Source organism: Fluviibacterium sp. S390 (genome assembly GCF_049800695.1).
GTDB lineage: Bacteria > Pseudomonadota > Alphaproteobacteria > Rhodobacterales > Rhodobacteraceae > Meridianimarinicoccus.
This window is the reverse complement of the sequence record NZ_JBNAFN010000027.1, coordinates 1-19278: the sequence shown is the minus strand read 5'-3', so window position 1 is coordinate 19278 and position 19278 is coordinate 1. Positions and strand designations below refer to the sequence as shown.

Here is a 19278-nt window from a genome sequence, read left to right as displayed (position 1 = left end):
CGGATACGTCCGAAGCGTCTGGATGACGGTGGTTTTTCATCGTCGCTGTCCGGGCAAAACCGTGAACGGGGGCTGTACCCATCCCCACAAGCAACAGCTTCCGAAAGCGATAAAGGGGCGGTTCGAATTACTTCGAACCGCCCCTTGACTGTCTGTCTCGATTTCAGGCGAAGGGCCCCGCGACAGCGCCCCCCGGTAAACCGTCTCAGCCCTGAACGGCCTTGGCCACTTCGGCTGCGAAGTCTTCTTCTTCCTTCTCGATGCCTTCGCCCACTTCCAGGCGCACGAAACCGGTGATTTCCACGCCGGCTTCCTTGGCTGCGTCACCCACGGTCAGATCCGGGTTCACCACGAAAGCCTGGCCCAGCAGGGTTACTTCCGACAGGAACTTCTTCATGCGGCCGACGATCATCTTTTCGATCACGCCTTCGGGCTTGCCGCTTTCGCGGGCAATCTCGATCTGCACCGATTTTTCCTTCTCGACCACGGCCGGGTCCAGATCCGCCTCGGACAGCGACGCCGGGTTGGCAGCGGCGACATGCATCGCAACCTGCTTGCCGAAGGCTTCGTCGTCACCGCTCAGCGCGACCAGCACACCGATCTTGCCCATGCCGTCGGCGGCCGCGTTGTGCACATAGGACACCACGGTGTTGCCTTCGACGCTGGCCATGCGGCGCAGGGTCATGTTCTCGCCGATGGTGGCGATCTTTGCGGTCAGCGTGTCGGCCACGGTCTTGCCACCCAGATCCGCGGCGGCCAGCGCGTCGATATCCGACACGTTCAGCGCAGCGTCGGCGATGGCTTTTACCATCTGCTGGAATTCGGCGTTCTTGGCGACAAAGTCGGTTTCCGAGTTCACTTCGACGGCGACGCCCTTGCCACCTTCGACGGCCAGAGCAACCAGACCTTCGGCGGCGGTGCGGCCCGATTTCTTGGCGGCCTTGGCCAGACCCTTGGTGCGCAGCCAGTCGACGGCCGCTTCCATGTCGCCATTGGTTTCGGTCAGGGCCTTCTTGGCGTCCATCATGCCGGCGCCGGTGCTGTCGCGCAGTTCTTTGACCAGTGCTGCTGTAATTGCCATGTCTGGCTCTCCTAAATCTCGCAGGGTTTCCCGCCGCGGACCGGCCGCGGCGAGTGACAGTTCTGTGACGACGGGGCTCAGCCCTCGGCGGGCTGCTCTTCGGCGGCCGGTTCGACAGCCGCGCCGGCATCGGCCAGCGCTTCTTCTTCCAGGCCCTCTTCGAAGGCACCCAGGTCGATCCCGGCAGCGCCCATCTGTGCGGTCATACCGTCCAGCGCGGCACGGGCCACCAGATCGCAGTACAGCGAAATCGCACGCGCCGCGTCATCGTTGCCCGGAATGATGTAGTCCACGCCTTCAGGCGAACAGTTGGTGTCGACGATGGCCACGACCGGGATGCCCAGTTTCTTGGCTTCCTTGATGGCCAGATCTTCTTTCTTGACGTCGATGACGAACAGAAGGTCCGGAACACCGCCCATTTCGCGGATCCCGCCCAGCGAGGCCTGCAGTTTGGCCTGCTCGCGCTCCATGCCCAGACGCTCTTTCTTGGTCAGGCCAGCAGCGCCGACTTCCATCTGCTCGTCGATCGCCTTCAGGCGGTTGATCGAGTTGGAAACGGTTTTCCAGTTGGTGAGCGTGCCGCCCAGCCAGCGGTGGTTCATGTAGTACTGGGCACATTTCTCGGCGGCTTCCGCGACCGATTTTTGCGCCTGGCGCTTGGTGCCGACGAACAGAACCCGGCCACCCTTGGCGACGGTTTCCTTGATCACGTTCAGCGCGGCGTCCAGCATGGGCGCGGTCTGCGTCAGATCGAGAATGTGAATCCCGTTGCGGTCGCCGTAGATGAACGGCGCCATGCGCGGGTTCCAGCGTTGGGTTTGGTGACCAAAGTGCACACCAGCTTCAAGCAGCTGGCGCATGGTAAAATCAGGCGACATATCCATATCCTTTCCGGTTTACGCCTCGGCGGGGATCAAGGGGCATTTGCCCAACCGGCGGACCTTTGAGGATTTCTCCCCCAAGAGGCCCAGCCCCACCTGCGAAGTGTGCGTGCCCTTAAAGCAAGGCTGGCGGGATTGCAAGCGCCCGGCGCAGCCAGCGACATCGACCGGGGTGGATTTCCGCAACACCGGGGTTTCTGGCGTCAACCCGCGCAATCTGTCCAAGCCGCGCTTGCAATCCGGCCCTCATTGGCTTCACTAGCGCCATGGCTAAGAACACGTCTCTCATACCCTGTATCGGCTCGGTGCTCTGGGATTTTGTCGGTCGGCATCCCCATCCGATGCGCCTGGGCGACGATCGCCCCGGCACGATCACCCGCCAGACCGGCGGCGTGGCGATGAACGTGGCGGCAACGCTGGTCCGCTTCGGCGCGCGCCCAACCGTGCTGACCTGTATCGGCACCGATCGCAACGGCGAAGAACTGATGCAGGCCTGCCGCAAAAAGGGGGTGGATACCTCGATGGTGCTGCGCCGCGCCGATCTGCCCACCGACCGCTACATGGCTGTCGAAGGCGCCAACGGGCTGATCGCGGCCATAGCCGATGCTCATTCCCTGGAAATGGCCGGTGGCGAGATTCTGGCGCCCTTCCGCGATGGCCGTCTGGCAAGTTCCGAGGCGCCCTATCGCGGCGTCATGGTGCTGGACGGCAATCTGCCCGAGGCCGTGCTGGCCGAGATCGCCGAGGATCCGGTCTTTGCCGACGCCGACCTGCGCATCGTGCCGGCGTCCCCCGGCAAGGCCCAGCGGCTGCGGCCTTTCCTGACTGCACCCAAGGCCACGCTGTACATCAATCGTGAAGAAGCCGGGCTTCTGTATGACACCGAATTCCGGTCGTCCGCCGAAGCCGCGGCGGCGCTGGTTGCCAATGGCAGCGCGCGGGTTCTGGTGACCGATGGCGCCCGACCGGCCACCGATGCCAGCCCCGACGAGGTGCTGACCGCACATCCCCCCATCGTCGAACAGCGCTGCGTGACCGGCGCGGGCGACACCTTCATGGCCAGCCATATCGCGGCCGAAGCCGCCGGCCACAAACGCGCCTTTGCGCTGGAAGCCGCCCTTCAGGCCGCTGCTACATTCGTTTCTGGACAGGACATCGCATGACAGATCTCTCCGCCCTGCCGCTTGTGTATTCCGACGAAGTGTCCCGTGCCCGCGCTGAAGGCGCCGCACTGGTGGCGCTGGAAAGCACCATCATCACCCACGGGATGCCGTATCCGCAAAACCTTGAAACGGCCCGCGCCGTGGAACAGGCGGTGCGCGACAATGGCGCGGTTCCGGCCACGATGGCGGTGCTGGACGGCAAGATCCATATCGGCCTGAACGACGACACGCTTGAGCAGCTCGCCCAGGCCCGCAATGTCGCCAAGCTGTCGCGGGCCGATCTGGCGGCCTGCCTGGCCACAGGCGGCACCGGCGCCACAACGGTCGCGGCCACCATGATCTGCGCGCGGCTGGCGGGCATCAGCGTGTTTGCAACCGGTGGGGTCGGTGGCGTGCATCCCGGTCTGGCCGAGCATTATGACATTTCCGCCGACCTGCAGGAGCTGGCGCAAACCCCGGTGACCGTGGTCTGTGCGGGTGCCAAGGCCATCCTTGACCTGCCCAAGACCTTCGAGGTTCTGGAAACCCTCGGCGTGCCGGTAATCACCGTCGGGCAAGACACCCTGCCCGCCTTCTGGTCCCGCAACTCGGGTATGCCCGCGCCGCTGCGCATGGATGATCCGGCCCAGATCGCCCGCGCCCAGGTGCTGCGCCACGCGCTTGGCCTGCCCGGCGGGCAACTGGTGGCCCAGCCAATCCCGGAATCCGCCGAGATCCCTGCCGAGGTTCTGGCCCCGGTGATCGCCCAGGCCCAGGCCGATGCCCGCACCCACAACATCAGTGCCAAGGGGCTGACGCCCTATCTGTTGCAGCGGATATTCGAACTGACCAATGGCGCATCGTTGACTGCAAACATTGCCCTGGTGTTGAACAATGCCCGTCTGGCCGCGCGCATCGCCCGAGAAATGCCTGCGCCTGCCAACTAGATTCGACCGCCCTCTAACCCTATCTTCAGTGCGTTCCCTGAAAGAAGTCCCGAAGCCTGATGCTTGACCCGCACGAACACGACCACGATCGCCGCAAACGCGGCCTGCTTGCCCGGTTGCGCTCCAGCTTCCTGACCGGGATCGTGGTCATCGCCCCCATCGGACTGACCGCCTATTTCCTGTGGTCGGTGGTGGGCTGGATCGACGGCGTGGTGCTACCGCTGGTGCCGTCGGTCTGGCGGCCCGAGCAATACATCGGCATCAACCTGCGCGGCGTGGGTGTGATCTTCTTCCTGGTCTTCACGGTCATGATCGGCTGGATCGCCAAGGGGCTGATCGGCCGGTCGCTGCTGGCCTGGGCCGAGGGTCTGGTCGATCAGATGCCCGTGGTGCGGTCGATCTACAACGGACTGAAGCAGATCGCCGAAACCGTCTTTGCGCAGCAGGACAGCAATTTCGAGAAAGCCTGCCTGATCGAATACCCGCGCCGGGGGATCTGGGCCGTGGGCTTCATCTCGACCATGGCCAAGGGCGAGGTCAACCGCATCGCCGGAGGCTCGGAACAACTGGTCAGCGTCTTCGTGCCCACCACCCCGAACCCCACGTCCGGGTTCTTGCTGTTCTTCCCGCGCTCGGAAGTCATCGAGTTGGACATGGGCATCGAGGATGCCGCCAAACTGGTGATCTCGGCCGGTCTGGTCTACCCGGCCGAAAAGACCGATGCCGAAGGCGCGCCGCTGGTGCGCAAGCCGGCCAAGGACAAACCTGAAAGCTGGCGATGACTGCGGCCCCTGCCGTCGTCGGCTTTGCCACGGCGTTTTCCCTGATCCTTGCCATCGGCGCGCAGAACGCTTTCGTTCTGCGCCAGGGGCTGTTGCGGGCGCATGTTTTGCCGCTGGTGCTGTTCTGTGCGATTTCGGATGCCCTGCTGATCACGGCGGGCGTCGCGGGGTTCGGCGCCATCGCCGACCACCTGCCCGGCTTCCCGCGCCTGATGGCGCTGGCGGGTGCGGCGTTCCTGTTCGTGTATGGTGCGATGCGTCTGTGGGCGGCCTGGCGCGGCGACTATGCGATGACACTTGCAGGCAAATCCGCCTCTCTGGGGGCGGTTCTGGCCACCGGGGCGGCTTTCACCTGGCTCAACCCGCATGTCTATCTGGATACGCTGGCGCTGATCGGGGCGGTGTCGACACAATACCCGGACACGGGCCAGAAACTGGCCTTCGGGATCGGCGCGGTCTCGGCCTCGTTCGTGTTCTTCTTCAGCCTGGGCTACGGTGCCCGGCTGCTGGCCCCGGTCATGCAGAGCGCGCGCGCCTGGCGCGTTCTGGACCTTGGCATCGCGCTGGTCATGTGGGCCCTGGCGGCAGGCCTGTTGCTGAGCGCGCCCTGACGGACAAGACTCCCGCCCGGACGCCTCAACCCGCGTTCAAAGGCTTACTTCGCCGCCTTTTCAATGGCTTCGCCGCTGCTTTGAATGTCCTTGCCGACACCTTCGACGGTGTTGCAGGCAGTCAGGGTCACAAGGGCGGCGATCAGGGCCAGAATACGCATGAGGCAAACTCCAAGTTTCGTTTGCACCGTGATGCAACGCGCCATGCACCCCGTCAAGATGGCACGGATCTAGCGGGGGTCAAGCGTGGCAGGACCGTCAAACAGCGCCCGCATGTTCATGCTGGAGCGTTTGCCGATATCCCCCTTGTGCGCGATCAGGAAGCGATCCATGGCCGCGTGACCGGCATCCTTCAACTGCACCATCAGGGCTCGTGCCGGTGTCGTCTTTGACGCCACCCCAAGCTGGGTCATGAAATCGTCATCCGCTACCGAATGCAGGCGGTTCTCGGTCATCCGGCCTTTGGGAAGAACCCCTTCCTCGATCAGCCGGTTGACCAGATCGATGGCACGCAGCTCTTTCATCAGGGAACTGTTGAAGCTGATCTCGTTGATCCGGTTCAGAATTTCGGTTGAAGTGAACGGCAGGTCCTCGCGCACGATGGGATTGATGTGCACGATCAGGATGTCGCGGCAGGACGACCGGTAGAACAACGGAAACAGCGCCGGGTTGCCCATATAGCCGCCATCCCAATAGGCCTCGCGCCGGCCGGTCTTGGGATCGTCGATCTCGATCGCCTGAAACACCGTCGGCAAACAGGCCGAGGCCAGAACCGCATCCGTCGTGACCTCTTCGCCGCTGAACACCCGCACCCGTCCGGTGCGCACGTTGGTGGCTGCGATCAGCAGCTTCGGGCCGGTATCCTTGCAGACATCGCCCACCGCCATCATCTCGTCCACCACCGAACGCAGCGGATGATAGCCTGTCGGGTTCAACTGGTAAGGCGAAAACGCCCGGGTGACCCCTTCGGTGGCCAGCGCGGTGGGGCTGAATTCCAGCATCCGCGACAGGATCGCCGGCGAGGGGGCCACCAGCCGCAGCCAGTCGGCCATCACCTCGGCCACATGGCCGTCGATACCGGCCAGCCGCAGCCAGAAGTCCGCCAGCGCCTGTTTGGCCCCGTCCCGCCCGCCGCTGATCCATCCGGCCTTGAACGCGGTGGCATTCATGGCGCCGGCAGAGGTGGCCGAGATCGCTTCGACCTCGATATCCTCTTCATCCAGCAGGCGATCAAGCGCCCCCCATGTGAAGGCGCCATGCGCACCGCCACCCTGCAAGGCCAGATTGATCTTCTTCATTTCTTGCCCTCGTTCCATTTGGCCAGAAGATCGCTGACACGGACGCCGTCGATCGTCATGCCGATCATGTTGGCGTTCGTGATCCGCAGGTCGCGCAGGTCCACGTTGTCGATCACCCCGCCTTGCAGGGTGGCCCCGGTGATCGACATCTTGGACATGTTGGCGTTGCGGACTGATGTGCCGGACAGATCCACGTCGTCAAGCGCCAGTTCCGACAGCTTGCAGCGCTGAAAGGTCGATCTTTCAAGGCTGACTCGAGTCAGATGCGAGTTTGGCAGCAGCCGGTTGTCCAGAACCAGCCGCGCGCCGCCCTCGCCGTCGTCTTCAATCCCGTCCGACGGCATCACAAGGCCGTCCAGCCGCCATCAACACTGATGGTCGTGCCGGTGATCTGGGCTGCAGCGTCGGAACACAGGAACACCACGGTGCCGCCCATCTGTTCGACGGTGGCGAACTCCTTGGACGGCTGGCGCTGCAGCATGACGTTCTTGATGACGTCTTCGCGGCTCATGTCGTATTCCTTCATGGTGTCGGGGATCTGGGCCTCGACCAGCGGGGTCAGCACATAGCCGGGGCAGACCGCGTTGGCGGTGATCGGTTCCTGCGCGGTTTCCAGCGCGACAACCTTGGTCATGCCCACGACCCCGTGCTTGGCCGCCACATAGGCGGATTTGAAGGGCGATGCGGTCAACCCATGCGCCGAAGCGATGTTGACCACCCGACCCCACCCGGACTCGCGCATCTTCGGCAGCGCGGCGGCGGTTGTGTGAAAGGCCGAGTTCATGTTGATCTCGATGATCCGATCCCATGTTTCCGGCGGAAACTGATCGATGGGCGCGACATGCTGGATGCCGGCGTTGTTGACCAGAATGTCACAGCGTCCCGCCTGTTCGATCAGGGCACGGCATTCGTCACCCACCGACATGTCGGCCTTGATGTAGCGCGCCGTCACACCGTGCTCGGCCCCGATCTTTTCGGCCAGTGCATGATCTTCGTCCCGGTCGGTGAACGAGTTCAGCACCACATCCGCCCCGGCCTTGGCCAGTTCGATGGCGATGCCCAGCCCGATGCCAGAGTTTGACCCTGTCAAGACAGCAGTTTTTCCCTTCAGCGACATGATACGTCCTTTCGTCTGTTATGTTTGACGAGAGGCTATATCCTGCGACTGCGAAGGCCAGACGAAACTTGCGCCGCGATGCCGCAGGTCAAAAAAAAGCGCCCGCACAAGGCGGGCGCAAGTCATTGAGGCAGGTTTCATACAGGCAAGAAACCTATCGAGCAGTGAGTTCAATATAAGCAATTCGCCAACGGGCTCCAACCAAAAAATTTGATTGGTCTCTAAAGTTTGATAATTTCAGCAGCAGGTTAGAACGAGCAGGTAAAACCGATGTCCCCGATAACTTCTCTTGTGCTGCGCGCAACACGCAGCGCAACCATGGCGATTGCATTTGCAGGCGCCGCCTTCGCTGAACCCCAACATGGCATAGCTATGTATGGTGACCCGGCCCTTCCACCGGATTTTGTGTCCCTCCCCTACGCCAACCCGAATGCGCCCACAGGCGGCCGGATCGTCTTCGGGGAAACCGGCGGGTTTGATTCTCTCAACCCCCACATTCTGAAAGGTCGCGCGCCCTGGGGTGTGCGCGCGCATGTGTTCGAAAGCCTGATGGGCCGAAATTACGACGAGCCGTTCACGCTTTATGGCCTTCTGGCCGAATCAGTCGAGACCGGACCTGACCGCGATTGGGTTGAGTTTTCGTTACGCCCCGAGGCGAAATTCTCCGATGGCAGCCCGGTCACGGTGGAAGATGTCATCTGGACCTTCGAAACCCTCGGCACCCAGGGTCACCCGAGATTTCATTCGTCCTGGCAAAAGGTGGACAGCATCGCGGCCACCGGCCCGCGCAGTGTCCGCATCACCTTCAATCAGCCCGACCGCGAACTGGCCCTGATCATGGGCCTGCGCCCGATCTTTCAGAAGGCACAATGGGAAGGTCTGGATTTCGCCGAAAGCTCGATGATCGCGCCCATCGCCACCGGGCCCTATGTCGTGGCCGAGGCCGAACCGGGGCGCAAGCTGGTGCTGAAGCGCAACCCGGACTACTGGGGCAAGGATCTGCCGTTCAATGCCGGGCGTCACAATCTCGACGAGATCCGTTATGACTTCTTCGCCGATGGCGGCGTGATGTTCGAAGCCTTCAAGGCCGGAGTCCTCAACTCCTACCGCGAGGGCGACGCCGCCCGCTGGGAAGACGGCTATGACTGGCCGGCGGTGAAATCGGGCGCGGTGGTGAAATCGGAAATCCCGCACCAGCGGCCCACCGGCATTAGCGGACTTGTGTTCAACACGCGGTCCGAAGTCTTTGCCGACTGGCGCGTGCGCGAGGCGCTGCTGCACGCCTTCAACTATGAATTCATCGCCCAGACCCAGACCGGCGGCCGCGATCCGCGCATTCCCAGCTATTTCGGCAATTCGGTACTGGCGATGCAGGACGGCCCGGCCGAGGGCCGCGTCCGTGAATTGCTTGAACCATTCGCCGACGATCTCCTGCCCGGCGCACTTGACGGCTATGCCCTGCCCGTGGGCGATGGCTCGGCGCGCAACCGCAAGAACATCCGCGCCGCTGTCGCGCTGCTGGAAGAGGCTGGCTGGGACCCCGTCGACGGCGTGTTGATGAAGGATGGCGAGCCGTTCACCTTCGAGATCGTCATGCGGCAGGGCGAGGCCGACTTCCAGGCTATCGTGAACATCTACGTGCAGGCGCTGGAACGGCTGGGCATCACCCCGGTGGTCACCACCATCGACAGCGCACAGTTTCGTGAACGCACCAATGCCTATGACTTCGACATGGCCTTCTATACGCGGGGCCTGTCGCTCAGCCCCGGCAACGAACAGATGCTGTATTGGGGATCGCGCGGCGTGACCGAACCGGGCTCGCGCAACTGGATGGGGATGAACTCGCCCGCTGCCGAGGCGATGATCGAGACCATGCTCAACGCCACAAGCCGCGAGGATTTCATTGCCGCCACGCGCGCGCTGGATCGGGTGCTGACCACGGGCCGCTACGTGATCCCGTTGTGGTATTCCGACCGGTCCCGCATCGCCCATGCCGCCGAGTTGCGGTTTCCCGAAGAATTGCCGATCTACGGCGACTGGATCGGCTGGCAACCCGACGTGTGGTGGTGGCAGGAGTAGCGGGTCATGGCCGAGGTCTCTGTCGTTCCGCTGACCGGCTTTGCGCTGGATCCCGCCGCCGGGCTGGTGCGCGACTATACCCGGCCCGAAGGTAACCGGCCCGAGAAGTATCTTGCGCGGTATGACCGGCTGACCCTGGTCTACGATGCGTTCCGCAGCGCGGACGGCCGCCAGATCATCTTGAACGCCCCGCCGATGCTGAACCTCTGGGCGCCGTTCAAGGCGGGGCTCCGGGCCAACGGGCAGCCGGTGCCCCGGATCAAGCGGCATGTCTGGAAGCGGACCGATCAGATCCGTATCCCCGGCGCCGAGAGTCCGCTGTCGGTGGACATGGGGGCCAAGACCTATGACATCCCGGTGCGCGCGGCCCAGACCGACCGCTTTGCCGGGCTGAACTGCCTGTTGGCGCTGAACAAGAACAACGCCATCGCCTGGGTGCGCGACTGGGTGCGCTACAATGTCAACCGGCACGGGGCCAAAGGCGTAGTGTTGGTCGATAACGGCACCGACGCCTATCCGTTGGAGGATCTGGCCGACGCCCTGCGCGACATTCCCGGCCTGAAGCAGGGGCTGATCTATTCCGCCCCCTTCCCCTATGGCCCGACCATGGCGGCCTCGCGCAAGGGCGAGCGCAACCCGCGCTTTTTCCAAAGCACCATGCTGAACCTTGCGCGCAGCGATGCCCTGGCCCGCGCGGCGGCGGTGCTGAGCGTCGACATCGACGAGATCGTGCACGGCCCCGAGGGTCGCACCATCTTCGAGGTGACCCGCGCCAATCCGCTGGGCATGACCACGGTCTTCGGCTTCTGGGGCTATCCGGCCTCGGAGGCCGAAATCCCGGCCCTGCAGCGCGACCATCGCTATCGGACCGAGCCGAACAAGAAGTGCAATCGCAAATGGTGCATCGTGCCAGGCGGGATCATCGACCGGCTGGCGGTCTGGGATCCCCACCAAGTGGGCGGTCTCCTGCAAAACCTGTTCACCGTGTCGAAGGACTTCCGGCACATGCATTGCCGGGGCACCACCACCGGCTGGAAGACCACGCGCAAGCCGTTCCCCACCGAGTTGCATCATGATCCGGCGCTGGACGTGATGTGGGAGAGGTATTTGCCACTCGAGACGTGACATCCACACGCAGCCATCCGTCTTGCGTCCGGCGCAACCGCATCCTAGGCCAGCCCCATGACCGCATTGTTTGACAAGGGCCCCTTCGTGCCCTGCCCAACCCCGTTCAACTTGGCCGCCCATGTGCTGCGCCGGGCCGAGGCCTGTGGCAACACGCCGGCGCTGATCCTCGCCGGACCGGAGCGGGACACGGTCTGGACCTTTGCAGAGTTGCAGGCCCGTGTGCTGGGTATCGCCGGGGGCTTGCAGGCACAGGGGCTGCGGCCCGGGGCGCGCATCCTGCTGCGGCTGGGCAACACGGTGGAATTCCCGCTGGCCTATCTGGGCGCGATTGCCGCCGGGATGGTGCCGGTTCCGACCTCGGCCCAGCTGACCGCGCCCGAAATCACCGCGATCTGTGCCGGGCTGGCCCCGGACCTGATCATCGCGGGCGAAGGCGTGGCCCTGCCCGCGCCGCCGCCCTGTCCGGTGCTGACCGAGGCCGCGTTCCACGCGCTGGCTGATCATCCACCCGCGACCTTCGACATGGGCGATCCGAACCGCGCCGCCTATATCATCTATACCTCGGGCACCGCCGGGGTGCCGCGCGCCGTGGTCCATGCCCATCGGGCAATCTGGGCGCGGCAGATGATGGTGCAGGGCTGGTACGACCTGCGCCCCGACGACCGGGTGTTTCACGCCGGGGCCTTCAACTGGACCTATACGCTGGGCACCGGTCTGCTGGATCCCTGGGCCATGGGGGCCACCGCGATCATCCCCGAAGCCGGACAGGCCAGCGCCGATCTGCCCGCGCTTCTGGCGCGGCACGGGGCCACGATCTTTGCCGCGGCACCGGGGGTCTATCGGCAGATGCTGGCTGCCGGACCCTTGCCGGACATGCCCTCCCTGCGCCACGGCTTGTCAGCGGGCGAAAAATTGTCGCCGCAGATCCGCCAGCGGTGGGAGGCCGCCACCGGCACCGCCATCCACGAAGCCTTTGGCATGTCCGAATGTTCGACCTTCATTTCCGGCGCGCCCACGCATCCCGCCCCCGAGGGCACGCTGGGCTATCCGCAGCCGGGGCGGCGGCTGGCCATTCTGGATGCGGAAGGGGTGCCCGTGGCAATCGACACCCCCGGCACCATCGCCGTACATCGCAGCGACCCCGGCCTGATGCTGGGTTACCTGGGGGCCGAGGGCGACACCCGCGCCCGGTTCACCGCAGACGGCGCGTGGTTTCTGACCGGCGATCAGGGGTCCATGGCAGCCGATCACGCGGTTACCTATCTGGGCCGCGCCGACGACATGATGAACGCGGGCGGCTACCGTGTCTCGCCCATCGAGGTCGAGACCGCCCTGCGCGCCCATCCCGGCCTGACCGAGGTCGCCGCCGTCGAGGTGCCTCTGAAGCCCGGCGTCACTGGAATCGCCGCCTTCTACACCGGGCCGGCAGAGGTGCCACAGGACGAACTCGCCGCATTTGCGCAAACCCGTCTGGCCCGTTACAAGCGCCCGAAGCTGTACCGGAAACTGGACGCCCTGCCGCATGGGGCCAATGGAAAAATCCTGCGCCGCGCCCTGCGCGACGCTTATGAAGGGCCACAATGACGAAACTCGAGATCTTCTCCGACCCGATCTGCCCCTGGTGCCTGATTGGCAAGACCCGGCTGGACCGCGCGCTGGCGACCCAGCCCGATCACCCGTTCCAGATTGCCTGGTATCCCTTCCAGCTGAACCCCGACATGCCCGCCGAGGGCATGGATCGCCGCGCCTATCTGGAAGCCAAGTTCGGCGGCCGCGACGGCGCGCTTCGGGTCTATGGCCAGATCGCCGAAACCGCCGAGGCCGAGGGCATCGAGGTGGATTTCGCCGCCATTCAGCGCACTCCCAACACGCTGAACGCCCATCGCCTGATCCATTGGGCGGGCATCGAGGGCCATCAGAACGCCGTGGTCGATGCGCTGTTCGCCGCCTATTTCCAGCAGGGCCGCGATATCGGGGATATCGAGGTTCTGGGCGACATCGCCGATGCCGCTGGTCTGGATGCCGCGGTGGTCCTGAAGCTGCTGAAAAGCGATGTGGATGTGAACGTCATCCGCGAAGGCGACGACGCGGCCCGCAAGATGGGCATCAACGCCGCCCCCACCTTCATAGTCGGCGGCGCCCATGCGGTGCCCGGCGCCCAGCCCACCGAGCTGTGGCAGAAGGTGATTTCCGAGCTGACCGCAGCCGCCAACTGACACGCCTCACCCGGCACCGGATCGCGTCGCGCAATCCGGTGCCCGCGAGACACTGTGCAGCAACGCACCGCGCATTGTGCAGTCGGGGGGCTTGAGCTTCCCGATTGATTGGCTTTATGGCTGAACCGAGCGGTTCAATTTTCCGCCAGGATCGCGCGCGCCGCTCTTCGGCCCGTCGCAGCACAGACAGGCCAACCCATGACCCAGCCTCAGCGTCCCGAGCGACGCCCCATTTCGCGCGTGGAATTCGTGGCCATGATGGCGATGATCGTCGCCATCGTGGCGTTTTCGCTGGATGCCATGCTGCCCGCCATCCCCGAGATCGGCGCCAGCTTGTCGCCCGAGCGGCCGGAGCGCGCCAGCCTGACAGTGCCTTTCTTTGCCCTGGGCATGGGCTTGGGCACGCTGTTCGTGGGGCCGCTGGCCGATGCCTTCGGACGCAAGCCGATCCTGTTCGGCTTCGTCGCGCTGTATTGCGCGGGCGCGGCCCTGGCCGTCATGGCCGAGACGATGAACATGCTACTGCTGGCGCGGGTGATCCAGGGGCTGGGTGCGGCGGGGCCGCGTATCGTCGTGACGGCGGTGGTGCGGGATCGCCATTCCGGGCGCGACATGGCGCGGCTGATGTCTTTCATCATGATGGTCTTCGCCCTGGTGCCGGCGATTGCGCCGGCTGCCGGGGCGCTGATCCTTGCGGTGGCCGGATGGCGCGCCATCTTCCTGGCCTTCATCGTCTTCGCAGTTCTGGTCAGCCTGTGGTACGGGTTGCGCCAGCCCGAGACCCTCGACCCGGCAGATCGCCGTCCGCTCAACTTCGGGCGCACGCTGGACGGCGCGCGCGAGACCCTGTCGCATGACGTGGTGCGCCGGTCGATCCTGGTTCAGATTCTGGTGTTCGGAATGCTGTTCGGGAACCTGTCCACGATCCAGCCTTCCTTCGACCAGATCTACGGCAAGGGGGCCGAGTTTCCGGCGTGGTTCGCGCTGATCGCCTGTTTCGGCGCGTTCATGGGATTCGTGAACGCGAAGGTGGTGATGCGGGCCGGGATGCGCAAGGTGATCCGCAACGCGTTGTGCGTGCAGTTTGCCTGTTCGGTACTGTTCCTGTGCAGCGGTCTGGCCAACCTTGGCACCGGCACGGCCGGATTCGCGGCGTATTACCTCTGGGCAACCTCGGTGTTCCTGCTGGTGTCCTTCGTGCTGGGCAATCTGAACGCGCTGGCGCTGGAGCCGTTGGGACATCTGGCCGGGACCGCGTCATCGGTCATTGCGGCCCTGTCGACAGTGGGTGCCGCCCTGGTCACGATCCCGGTCACTTTGGCCTTCAGCAGCGCATCGCCCATGCCCGTCGCCCTGGTGATGAGCCTGCTGACCGTGCCCGCACTGTTCCTGATGTGGCGCGTCCCGCGAGACGCACCGCAACCGGCCTGATCGGCGTCAGGCCACTGCCATCAACCCGGCCTGCTGAACGATGGCATGGGTTTCATCCAGCGCCCTGGTGGCACGCCGGATCAACTCGTCCACCTCGTCCTCGGTGATGGTCAGGGGCGGGGCAATGATCATCCGGTCGCCCACATGGCGCATCACCAGGTCGTTGGCAAAGGCCCGGTCGCGGCAGATCTCGCCGACGACGCCTTCGTTCGCGGCAAAGGCCGCCCGGCGCGCCTTGTCCGGCGTCAGGGCCAGGGCTGCCATCAACCCGCAGCTCTCGGCCCGGCCCACCAGCGGGTGATCTTCCAGCCCGGCCCAGGCGCGCGTCAGGTAGGGACCGATGTGGTCGCGCACCCGCCCGATCAATTTTTCGGTTTCCAGGATCTCAAGGTTGGCCAGCGCCACCGCCGCCGCCACCGGATGCCCTGAATAGGTATAGCCATGGGCGAAATCGCCCGCCTGGCCAACCACATCGGCAATCTCGTCACTGACCATCGAGCCGCCGATGGGCATATAGCCGGAACTGAGCCCCTTGGCGATGGTCATGATGTCGGGTTTCAGGTCGAAGGTTTGCGAGCCGAACCAGTTGCCGGTGCGGCCAAAGCCGGTGATGACCTCGTCCACGATCAGCAGCAGATCATGGGCTTTGCAGATCGCCGTGATCTCGGGCCAGTAGCTGTCGGGCGGGATGATGACCCCACCGGCGCCCTGTATCGGCTCGGCGATGAAGGCCGCGACCGTGTCGGCACCGATGCGATGGATGGCCTCTTCCAGCTCTTGCGCCCGTGCCTTGCCGAATTCCTCGGGCGTCATGTTGCCGCCTTCGCTGTACCAATGCGGTTGGCCGATCCGTTCGATCCCCGGGATCGGCAGCGCGCCCTGCGCATGCATCGCCGCCATACCGCCCAGCGAGGCACCGCCGATGGTCGAGCCGTGATAGGCGTTCTTGCGCGAGATGATGACCTGTTTCTGCGGTTTACCCTTGGACGCCCAATAGTGCCGGACAAGGCGAATATTGGTGTCATTGGCTTCCGAGCCCGAGCTGGAATAGAACACGTGGTTCAGATCGCCGGGCGCCAGGTCCGCCAGCTTGGCCGCCAGCGCGATGGCCGGCGGATGGGTGGTCTGGAAGAAGGTGTTGGAAAACGCCAGTTCGCGCATCTGCGCGGCCGCAACCTCGGCCAGTTCGGCGCGCCCGTGCCCGATGTTCACGCACCAGAGCCCGGACATGCCGTCCAGCATCTGGCGCCCGTCGCTGTCTGTTAGCCAGACGCCTTCGCCCTTAGTGATGACCCGCGCGCCCTTTTTGGCCAGCGCGGCGTCGTCGGTGAAAGGATGCATGTGATGGGCTGCGTCCTGAGCCTGCAGGTCGGACGTGGTTAGATGGGCGCGCACGAGAGATCCTTTCCCGAATTGATCGCGCCTCAATATCCAGGGCGTGGCTTGCGCCGCAAGAGGGAGTTTCCCGAGCTTCCCCCTCCCCCCCTTCGGGGGTTGGGTTTCTGCCATCAGGCCCCGGGTTTTGTCCGGGGCCTGGGGTGTGTTGTCAGTCGATGCGGGTAAGCAAGTCGTCGAGGCTTTTCTTGGCGTCGCCGTAGAACATCCGCGTGTTGTCCTTGAAGAACAGCGGGTTCTCGATGCCCGAATAGCCGGTGCCCTGGCCGCGTTTGGACACGAACACCTGTTTCGCCTTCCAGCATTCCAGCACCGGCATCCCGGCGATGGGGCTGTTGGGGTCGTCTTGTGCGGCCGGGTTCACGATGTCGTTCGAGCCGATCACGATCGCCACGTCGGTCTTGGGGAAATCTTCATTGATTTCGTCCATTTCCATAACGATGTCGTAGGGCACCCGCGCTTCGGCCAGCAGAACGTTCATGTGACCAGGGAGGCGTCCGGCAACCGGATGGATCGCAAACCGCACAGTCTTGCCCTTGGCGCGCAGGCGCTTGGTCAGCTCGCTCACCGATTGCTGGGCCTGGGCCACCGCCATCCCGTAGCCGGGGATGATGATGATCTCGTCGGCATCGTTCAGGGCCGCGGCGACGCTGTCGGCATCGGTGGCGATCATCTCGCCCTCGACCGCCATCTGCGGCCCCGAGGTGCCGCCAAAGCCGCCCAGGATCACCGACACGAAGGCCCGGTTCATCGCCTTGCACATGATGTAGCTCAGGATCGCCCCCGAAGAGCCCACCAGCGCGCCAGTCACGATCAGCAGATCGTTGCCCAGCGTGAAGCCGATGGCGGCCGCGGCCCACCCCGAGTAGCTGTTCAGCATCGACACCACCACCGGCATGTCGGCGCCGCCGATGCCCATGATCAGATGGTAGCCGATGAAGCCCGCGATCAGCGTCACCAGCACCATGGTCCAGATGCCCGCGCCGGCGATATACATGATCCCCAGCAGAACGCACAGCGCCAGCGACGCCGCGTTCAGCATATGCCCGCCGGGCAGCTGTTTGGGCTTGCCGTCGACCTTGCCCGCCAGCTTGCCGAAGGCCACGACCGACCCGGTGAAGGTCACCGCCCCGATGAAGATGCCAAGGAACACCTCGGTCTTCAGGATGCCGATCTCGACGCTGGTCTTCTTGGCCAGGGTGGCCGCGAAGCCCGCCAGCGCGCTCAGGTCGCCGCCGGCCTCCTTCAGCGCGGTCACCGCGCCCAGTTCCAGGTCGGCGTTGAGCCCGATGAAGACCGCCGCAAGACCGACGAAACTGTGCAGCGCCGCCACCAGTTGCGGCATCTCGGTCATCTCGACCCGCTTGGCCACGATGGTGCCGGCGATGGCGCCAAGCGCCACCATCAGGATCACGATGAAATAGTTGCCCATGCCTGGCCCGAAGATCGTCGCGACCACGGCAAAGGCCATGCCCACGATCCCGTACCAGATCGCGCGCTTGGCGCTCTCCTGGCCCGAGAGCCCCCCGAGGCTCAGGATGAACAGAACGGCGGCAGCGATATAGGCCGCCGAAACAAGTCCGATACTCATGTCACTGAACTCCTCAGGATTTCTGGAACATTGCCAGCATCCGGCGTGTCACCAGGAAGCCGCCGACGATGTTGATCGTGGCAATCAGGATCGAGATCGACGCCAGCAGAACCACCAGCCAGTTGCCGGACCCGACCTGCAGAAGGGCGCCCAGGATCACGATGCCCGAGATTGCATTGGTCACCGCCATCAAGGGCGTGTGCAGGCTGTGGCTGACGTTCCAGATCACCTGGAAGCCCACGAAACAGGCCAGAACGAAGACGATGAAATGCGCCATGAAACTGGCCGGGGCAAAGGCGCCCACGATCAGCATCAAGGCCGCGCCCACCCCCAGCAGGGTCACCTGCTGTTTGGTGGCGGCCTTGAAGGCGGCCACTTCCCGGGCCTTCTTCTCTTCCGGCGTCAGTTCCTTGGGCTTTTCCTTGGGCTTCTGCGCCGCGATTGCCGCGATCTTCGGCGGCGGCGGCGGGAAGGTGATCTCGCCCGCGTGGGTCACCGTGGCGCCGCGGATCACGTCATCTTCCATGTTGACCACCGGCTGACCGTCCTTGCCGGGCGTCAGATCGGTCATCATGTGGCGGATGTTGGTGGCATAAAGCGTCGAGCTTTGCGCCGCCATCCGGCTGGGGAAATCGGTGTAGCCGACCACGGTCACGCCATTGTCGGTCACGATCTTCTCGTCCGGAACCGTCAGGTCGCAGTTGCCGCCACGCTCGGCCGCCAGATCAACGATCACCGAGCCCGGCTTCATCAGCCCGACCATGTCCTCGGTCCACAGCTTCGGCGCCGGCCGGTTCGGGATCAGCGCCGTGGTGATGACGATGTCCACCTCCGGGGCCAGCTCGCGGAACTTGGCCAGCTGCGCCTCGCGGAACTCGGGGCTCGAGGGCGCCGCATAGCCGCCCGTCGCCGCGCCGTCGGTCTGTTCCTCGTCGAACTCGAGGTAGACGAACTCCGCCCCCATCGATTCGATCTGCTCGGCCACCTCGGGCCGCACGTCGAAGGCCAGGGTGATCGCGCCCAGCGAGGTCGACGCCCCGATCGCCGCCAGCCCGGCCACGCCGGCCCCCACCACCAGAACCTTCGCGGGGGGCACCTTGCCCGCCGCCGTCACCTGGCCGGTGAAGAAGCGGCCGAAGTTGGCGCCCGCCTCGATCACCGCGCGGTAGCCCGCGATATTGGCCATCGAGCTCAGCGCGTCCATCTTCTGGGCCCGGCTGATCCGCGGCACCATGTCCATGGCGATCACCGTGGCGCCGCGATCCTTCGCGCGCGCCATCAGCGCCTCGTTCGCCGCCGGCCAGAAGAACGAGATCAGGATCTGCCCCTCGCGCAGCAGATCCACCTCGGATTCTTCCGGAGGCCGCACCTTGGCCACGATGTCGGCGCCCGCATACAGCGCCGCCGCATCCGCCACGACCTCGACCCCGGCCGCGGCATAGGCCGCATCCGAAATCCCCGCCGCAGCCCCGGCCCCGGACTCAACCAGACACGCATAGCCCAGCTTGCCCAACTGACCCGCAGACTGCGGCGTCAAGGCAACCCGACACTCGCCAGGATATAACTCCTTGGGTACTCC

18 protein-coding genes are annotated in these 19278 nt (G+C 64.7%); 9 read left to right on the top strand and 9 right to left on the bottom strand.

Annotated features, from left to right (window positions below; all coding sequences use genetic code 11):
• Window positions 1-205: 205 nt before the first annotated feature.
• Window positions 206-1081, bottom strand: a complete 876-nt coding sequence (gene tsf / locus ACP15K_RS17585) for a translation elongation factor Ts (RefSeq protein ID WP_424991150.1) — start codon at window positions 1079-1081, stop codon at window positions 206-208.
• 77 nt (window positions 1082-1158) lie between these two features.
• A complete protein-coding gene (rpsB, locus tag ACP15K_RS17580; RefSeq protein ID WP_394355470.1) occupies window positions 1159-1965 on the bottom strand; it encodes a 30S ribosomal protein S2 in 807 nt (268 codons plus the stop codon).
• A gap of 263 nt (window positions 1966-2228) precedes the next feature.
• Between rpsB and ACP15K_RS17575 the strand changes: the two genes are divergently transcribed.
• From ACP15K_RS17575 to ACP15K_RS17560, 4 genes are read left to right on the top strand one after another with little or no spacing between them, the layout of a single operon-like run.
• On the top strand, window positions 2229-3125 hold the full coding sequence (locus ACP15K_RS17575; protein WP_424991149.1) for a PfkB family carbohydrate kinase: 897 nt from the start codon (window positions 2229-2231) through the stop codon (window positions 3123-3125).
• A complete protein-coding gene (locus ACP15K_RS17570) occupies window positions 3122-4051 on the top strand; it encodes a pseudouridine-5'-phosphate glycosidase (RefSeq protein WP_193141966.1) in 930 nt (309 codons plus the stop codon). Before ACP15K_RS17575 ends, ACP15K_RS17570 begins: the two co-directional genes overlap by 4 nt.
• 59 nt (window positions 4052-4110) lie before the next feature.
• Window positions 4111-4833 carry a DUF502 domain-containing protein gene (locus tag ACP15K_RS17565; protein ID WP_424991148.1) on the top strand — a complete coding sequence of 241 codons (723 nt, stop codon included), beginning with the start codon at window positions 4111-4113 and terminating at the stop codon, window positions 4831-4833.
• A complete protein-coding gene (locus tag ACP15K_RS17560; RefSeq protein ID WP_424991147.1) occupies window positions 4830-5444 on the top strand; it encodes a LysE/ArgO family amino acid transporter in 615 nt (204 codons plus the stop codon). The genes ACP15K_RS17565 and ACP15K_RS17560 overlap by 4 nt, the downstream gene beginning before the upstream one ends.
• A 44-nt stretch (window positions 5445-5488) precedes the next feature.
• Here ACP15K_RS17560 and ACP15K_RS17555 read toward each other — a convergent pair whose 3' ends face one another.
• The 4 genes from ACP15K_RS17555 to ACP15K_RS17540 form a co-directional block, all read right to left on the bottom strand.
• Window positions 5489-5605 (bottom strand): entericidin A/B family lipoprotein, encoded by a 117-nt coding sequence (locus ACP15K_RS17555; RefSeq protein ID WP_193141960.1) that lies wholly within the window; start codon window positions 5603-5605, stop codon window positions 5489-5491.
• Window positions 5606-5674: 69 nt separating this feature from the next.
• Window positions 5675-6742, bottom strand: coding sequence for a patatin-like phospholipase family protein (locus ACP15K_RS17550; protein ID WP_193141958.1), 1068 nt, complete (start codon window positions 6740-6742; stop codon window positions 5675-5677).
• Window positions 6739-7086 carry a pentapeptide repeat-containing protein gene (locus ACP15K_RS17545; protein WP_193141956.1) on the bottom strand — a complete coding sequence of 116 codons (348 nt, stop codon included), beginning with the start codon at window positions 7084-7086 and terminating at the stop codon, window positions 6739-6741. The genes ACP15K_RS17550 and ACP15K_RS17545 overlap by 4 nt, the downstream gene beginning before the upstream one ends.
• Entirely contained in the window at window positions 7086-7859 is a 774-nt protein-coding gene (locus ACP15K_RS17540) for a 3-hydroxybutyrate dehydrogenase (protein WP_193141954.1), read from the bottom strand. Before ACP15K_RS17540 ends, ACP15K_RS17545 begins: the two co-directional genes overlap by 1 nt.
• Before the next feature lie 270 nt (window positions 7860-8129).
• On the opposite strand from ACP15K_RS17540, the gene ACP15K_RS17535 reads away from it, so the two are divergent.
• From ACP15K_RS17535 to ACP15K_RS17515, 5 genes are all read left to right on the top strand, one after another.
• Window positions 8130-9938 carry an extracellular solute-binding protein gene (locus ACP15K_RS17535; protein WP_424991146.1) on the top strand — a complete coding sequence of 603 codons (1809 nt, stop codon included), beginning with the start codon at window positions 8130-8132 and terminating at the stop codon, window positions 9936-9938.
• Between the two features lie 6 nt (window positions 9939-9944).
• Window positions 9945-11063, top strand: a complete 1119-nt coding sequence (locus ACP15K_RS17530) for a hypothetical protein (RefSeq protein WP_424991145.1) — start codon at window positions 9945-9947, stop codon at window positions 11061-11063.
• 57 nt (window positions 11064-11120) lie between these two features.
• Window positions 11121-12650: a class I adenylate-forming enzyme family protein gene (locus ACP15K_RS17525; RefSeq protein WP_424991144.1), complete on the top strand. Its 1530-nt coding sequence runs from the start codon at window positions 11121-11123 to the stop codon at window positions 12648-12650.
• Window positions 12647-13282 carry a DsbA family oxidoreductase gene (locus tag ACP15K_RS17520; protein ID WP_424991143.1) on the top strand — a complete coding sequence of 212 codons (636 nt, stop codon included), beginning with the start codon at window positions 12647-12649 and terminating at the stop codon, window positions 13280-13282. Before ACP15K_RS17525 ends, ACP15K_RS17520 begins: the two co-directional genes overlap by 4 nt.
• Window positions 13283-13480: 198 nt before the next feature.
• Entirely contained in the window at window positions 13481-14713 is a 1233-nt protein-coding gene (locus ACP15K_RS17515) for a multidrug effflux MFS transporter (protein WP_424991142.1), read from the top strand.
• 6 nt (window positions 14714-14719) lie between these two features.
• Here ACP15K_RS17515 and ACP15K_RS17510 read toward each other — a convergent pair whose 3' ends face one another.
• The 3 genes from ACP15K_RS17510 to ACP15K_RS17500 form a co-directional block, all read right to left on the bottom strand.
• Window positions 14720-16108 carry an aspartate aminotransferase family protein gene (locus tag ACP15K_RS17510; RefSeq protein ID WP_424991141.1) on the bottom strand — a complete coding sequence of 463 codons (1389 nt, stop codon included), beginning with the start codon at window positions 16106-16108 and terminating at the stop codon, window positions 14720-14722.
• A gap of 151 nt (window positions 16109-16259) precedes the next feature.
• Window positions 16260-17699 (bottom strand): NAD(P)(+) transhydrogenase (Re/Si-specific) subunit beta, encoded by a 1440-nt coding sequence (locus ACP15K_RS17505; protein ID WP_424990090.1) that lies wholly within the window; start codon window positions 17697-17699, stop codon window positions 16260-16262.
• Between the two features lie 13 nt (window positions 17700-17712).
• Window positions 17713-19278 (bottom strand): Re/Si-specific NAD(P)(+) transhydrogenase subunit alpha (locus tag ACP15K_RS17500; RefSeq protein WP_193143541.1); only part of this gene is annotated, 1566 nt, incomplete at its 5' end.

What these genes read in the sequence shown, in the direction of transcription:
- tsf (WP_424991150.1), bottom strand. Translation starts at nt 1,081, where the DNA reads ATGGCAATTACAGCAGCACTGGTCAAAGAACTGCGCGACAGCACCGGC.
- rpsB (WP_394355470.1), bottom strand. Translation starts at nt 1,965, where the DNA reads ATGGATATGTCGCCTGATTTTACCATGCGCCAGCTGCTTGAAGCTGGT.
- ACP15K_RS17575 (WP_424991149.1), top strand. Translation starts at nt 2,229, where the DNA reads ATGGCTAAGAACACGTCTCTCATACCCTGTATCGGCTCGGTGCTCTGG.
- ACP15K_RS17570 (WP_193141966.1), top strand. Translation starts at nt 3,122, where the DNA reads ATGACAGATCTCTCCGCCCTGCCGCTTGTGTATTCCGACGAAGTGTCC.
- ACP15K_RS17565 (WP_424991148.1), top strand. Translation starts at nt 4,111, where the DNA reads ATGCTTGACCCGCACGAACACGACCACGATCGCCGCAAACGCGGCCTG.
- ACP15K_RS17560 (WP_424991147.1), top strand. Translation starts at nt 4,830, where the DNA reads ATGACTGCGGCCCCTGCCGTCGTCGGCTTTGCCACGGCGTTTTCCCTG.
- ACP15K_RS17555 (WP_193141960.1), bottom strand. Translation starts at nt 5,605, where the DNA reads ATGCGTATTCTGGCCCTGATCGCCGCCCTTGTGACCCTGACTGCCTGC.
- ACP15K_RS17550 (WP_193141958.1), bottom strand. Translation starts at nt 6,742, where the DNA reads ATGAAGAAGATCAATCTGGCCTTGCAGGGTGGCGGTGCGCATGGCGCC.
- ACP15K_RS17545 (WP_193141956.1), bottom strand. Translation starts at nt 7,086, where the DNA reads ATGCCGTCGGACGGGATTGAAGACGACGGCGAGGGCGGCGCGCGGCTG.
- ACP15K_RS17540 (WP_193141954.1), bottom strand. Translation starts at nt 7,859, where the DNA reads ATGTCGCTGAAGGGAAAAACTGCTGTCTTGACAGGGTCAAACTCTGGC.
- ACP15K_RS17535 (WP_424991146.1), top strand. Translation starts at nt 8,130, where the DNA reads ATGTCCCCGATAACTTCTCTTGTGCTGCGCGCAACACGCAGCGCAACC.
- ACP15K_RS17530 (WP_424991145.1), top strand. Translation starts at nt 9,945, where the DNA reads ATGGCCGAGGTCTCTGTCGTTCCGCTGACCGGCTTTGCGCTGGATCCC.
- ACP15K_RS17525 (WP_424991144.1), top strand. Translation starts at nt 11,121, where the DNA reads ATGACCGCATTGTTTGACAAGGGCCCCTTCGTGCCCTGCCCAACCCCG.
- ACP15K_RS17520 (WP_424991143.1), top strand. Translation starts at nt 12,647, where the DNA reads ATGACGAAACTCGAGATCTTCTCCGACCCGATCTGCCCCTGGTGCCTG.
- ACP15K_RS17515 (WP_424991142.1), top strand. Translation starts at nt 13,481, where the DNA reads ATGACCCAGCCTCAGCGTCCCGAGCGACGCCCCATTTCGCGCGTGGAA.
- ACP15K_RS17505 (WP_424990090.1), bottom strand. Translation starts at nt 17,699, where the DNA reads ATGAGTATCGGACTTGTTTCGGCGGCCTATATCGCTGCCGCCGTTCTG.